Source organism: Caballeronia arationis, assembly GCF_001544975.2.
GTDB lineage: Bacteria > Pseudomonadota > Gammaproteobacteria > Burkholderiales > Burkholderiaceae > Caballeronia > Caballeronia arationis.
Window position 1 is genome coordinate 1 of sequence record NZ_FCOG02000308.1, and the last position, 3,303, is coordinate 3,303.

Sequence of the window (3,303 nt, forward strand, 5' to 3'; positions counted from 1 at the left end):
TTCTCGATGCTTGCCACGAAGGCCACGGTCTTGGGCGCCACGGTCGCGGTCGAGGCGAAGCGCTGACCGAGATGCCCCCGCAGGTACCACACCACGCCGCCTACGCGCTGCAACTGTGGCACGTACACGTTCAGGTACATCCGATCGATGCACTCGCTCTCGAGCACGACGTGAGCCCGCAGAACTTCGCACACACTCTGTGATAACGTCATCACTGGCTCCGGTCGTCCACGGGTCCTTGCACCCATTGAGCTTCGAGCTCGTACATCGCTGGGCACGTCCCAGCCGGCTCGGCCGGAGCCACCTTACACCGCCAGCGCTCCGCAGTCACCCGTACCACTCGTCGGTCTGAGGCGGAGCCTCGTTAGAACTCTAATAGCCCGACGAAAGAAGGCAATGAAGAAGCGTTCGTCGAACCGATCCTCAAAGCGATTAGAAGGATGTACGTCATGCAACGCCAAAATCAACTCTTCTTTAATCGTGACATTAGTCTTAATTCGCAACGCCAAGCGCATTCCTTGCTTATTCAGCCCATTGCCGTGCTTGCGTTCATTCTATCGGCGATGGGCGCCGACGCATTCGCTGCGGGCCTGCTCCCCCGGAACGGCCAGTTCGTCGCCGGCACGGGTTCAATCACAACGAGCAACAATGCCGTCAACATCTCGCAGAACACGACGCGCGCCGTAATCGACTGGCGCAGCTTCTCGATCGGCAGCGGCAACAGCGTCCAAGTGAACAATGGCGCGGGCGCGACACTGAATCGCGTGACCGGTATCGATCGTTCGATAATCGATGGCAAGCTCACCGCCTCGGGCAGCTTGTACCTCATCAACCCGCAGGGCGTCGTGGTAAGTGCGAACGGCGTCGTGACGACGGGCGGCCGCTTCGTTGCATCGACGCTCGACATCGGTAACGCCAACTTCATGAGCGGCGGCTCGCTCAATCTTTCGGGTTCGTCCGATGGCGTCGTCATCAACCTCGGCAAGATCAGTTCGACCGGCGGCGATGTATTTCTGATCTCCCGCAAACTCGTCGAGAACGATGGCAGCATCAGCGCTCCCAATGGAACGGCGGAGCTCGCCACCGGCAGCCAGGTGTTGCTGAAAGACTCGGCGAGCGGCCCGCAGGTCTTCGTTCAGCCTGGCACGCATGGCGATGTCATCAACACGGGCACGATCGAGGCCGCGCAGATCGACCTGCGCGCAGCCGATGGCAACGTGTTCGCGCTCGCCGGCAGGCATGAGGACTTGCGCGCGACCGGCATCGCGACGCGCGACGGCAAGATCTGGCTCATCGCCGATCGCGGCACGGCACACGTTCATTCGCACGTAGACGCGTCGAACGCGGACGGCACGGGCGGTATCGTGATCACGACCGGCAACCTGCTGCATCTCGACAACGCCGACGTTCATGCGGCGCTTTGGAATATTAGTGCGCCGGCATTCAACGCCGGTCCGCTGAACTCGGCGACGCTCGCCAGCAACCTGTCGAACGGGACATCGATCACGGGGAACGCGACGGGCGCCAACAACGGAACCGGCGACATTAATCTCGGCGCGGCCGTGCGCTGGACCGGCGATGCCTCGCTCACCCTCAACGCATTGCACAACGTGACGCTCGGACCGCTCGCGACCGTCGCGAACTCCGGTGCGGGTAACTTGACGCTGCGCGCGGATTCGCATGGCATCGACAACGGCGGCAGCGTCCTGAGCCGCGGCACCATCGACTGGTCGAAGGGGACGGGTGTGGTCTCGGCACTCTATGACATGAACGGCACCTATACACGAGGAGCGGTGCACAGCAATCCGTCGTGGAGCGCGGAACCGTTCAGCGGGCTGCTGACGCAGTACACCGCGTATCGGCTCGTGAATTCTCGGGCGGATCTCGAGAAGGTGTCGAACGATCTGTCCGGTGTGTATGCGCTGGGTAAAGACCTCAATTTTTCAGGATCGGCAGTCGCTTTCAACCCCATTGGCGGCGCGTCCAACACGCCGTTCACTGGCCAGTTCGACGGCATGGGTCACGAACTCCAGAATATGGACATCGAGGTCGTCGACGATTTACAACGGTGGCTCGGCGTGTTTGGCACGATCGGCGCGACGGGCGTGGTGCGTAACCTGGGCGTGGTGAACGCGAATGCCGTATCGTTCCTCAATTCGTCCATCGGCATTCTCGCGGGTTTGAACCAGGGACTGATCACTCATTCGTACGCTTCCGGTTCTGCAGAAAAACATACCATAGGCGAGGCAGGCGGCTTCGTTGCGCAGAATGATGGCACCATCGAACGTTCCTCGAGTAGCGTCGAGGTCTCGGGATATGACGCTGCCGGCGGTCTTGCGGTCACCAACAACGGAACGATCATCCAGTCGTTTTTCACAGGCTCCGCAGGACCAGGCAGCTTGCGTGGGAACGCAGGCGGACTGGTCGTCAGCAACAATGGGACGATCACACAGTCGTACACGACAGGCTCCGTCGCCGGGATCACCATCGCAGGCATGACCGTGATCAATAATGGCACGATCAGCGAATCATTCGTCGCGGGGCCTATGGCTCGGTATCTGCCCTCGAACGTCATAGGCGCGATCTCCGACAACAACGCTGGGACGATTGCTAATAGCGTCTTCTGGGACGTACAGACGACTACGGCACCCATGGGCACCGTCAGCGGTACGCCGGTGCCTGCCGCAAACGGACTCACCACTGCCCAGATGAGCACGCCCTCGAGTTTTGGACCGACTTGGAACTTTACGCCCGACGGTACATGGGTCATCCCGGCTGGCGGAACGCATCCGATTCTGCGATGGCAGCAAGCAGTTAAGTGAGAATCGAGCTTTAACCTGATGCATGTCCCACCGATTTCGAGCCGCTCTTAACAGGCAATATTGGATCATCCCAGCTTCCGCTTTCCCGACCGGTCAACCACCGTCGGACCGGCCGGCGGCTAGCCTGATCTTTGCACCGAAGCGGTCGTTCGAGCTATGCAGGCGGCCCGGCGAGCCGGGTCAACCTCGATCTTCTGCCGTCGGCCAAATCCGGCCGGTCGTCAGTGTCGGCCTTGCGGTAGGCTGCTTCATCGTCACGCAAGAAGGCACGGCGAACTCCAACTGCTTGCGTACCGATCGATTGCTTTCCGGACCAGTTCGCTGTTTCATTACCCGGCGGCCTCAAAAGTGAGGTGCAACACTTATTTCGTATAAGGTGTTGCAATGCCCGACAAAACTACTTCATACCAGCACCTTCAACCTGAAGAACGCCTCGCCATCGCAAGCCTACGACTGCAGGACGTGAGCATTCGGGCCATGG

At 60.4% G+C, this 3,303-nt stretch carries 1 protein-coding gene and 1 pseudogene; one reads left to right on the forward strand and one right to left on the reverse strand.

Annotated features, from left to right (window positions below):
- A pseudogene (locus AWB81_RS41375) lies at nucleotides 1-212 on the reverse strand (hypothetical protein); the annotation flags it as partial.
- 306 nt (nucleotides 213-518) lie between these two features.
- Between AWB81_RS41375 and AWB81_RS41380 the strand changes: the two are divergent.
- On the forward strand, nucleotides 519-2,822 hold the full coding sequence (locus tag AWB81_RS41380) for a two-partner secretion domain-containing protein (RefSeq protein ID WP_327373437.1): 2,304 nt from the start codon (nucleotides 519-521) through the stop codon (nucleotides 2,820-2,822).
- The last annotated feature ends 481 nt before the right edge of the window (nucleotides 2,823-3,303 follow it).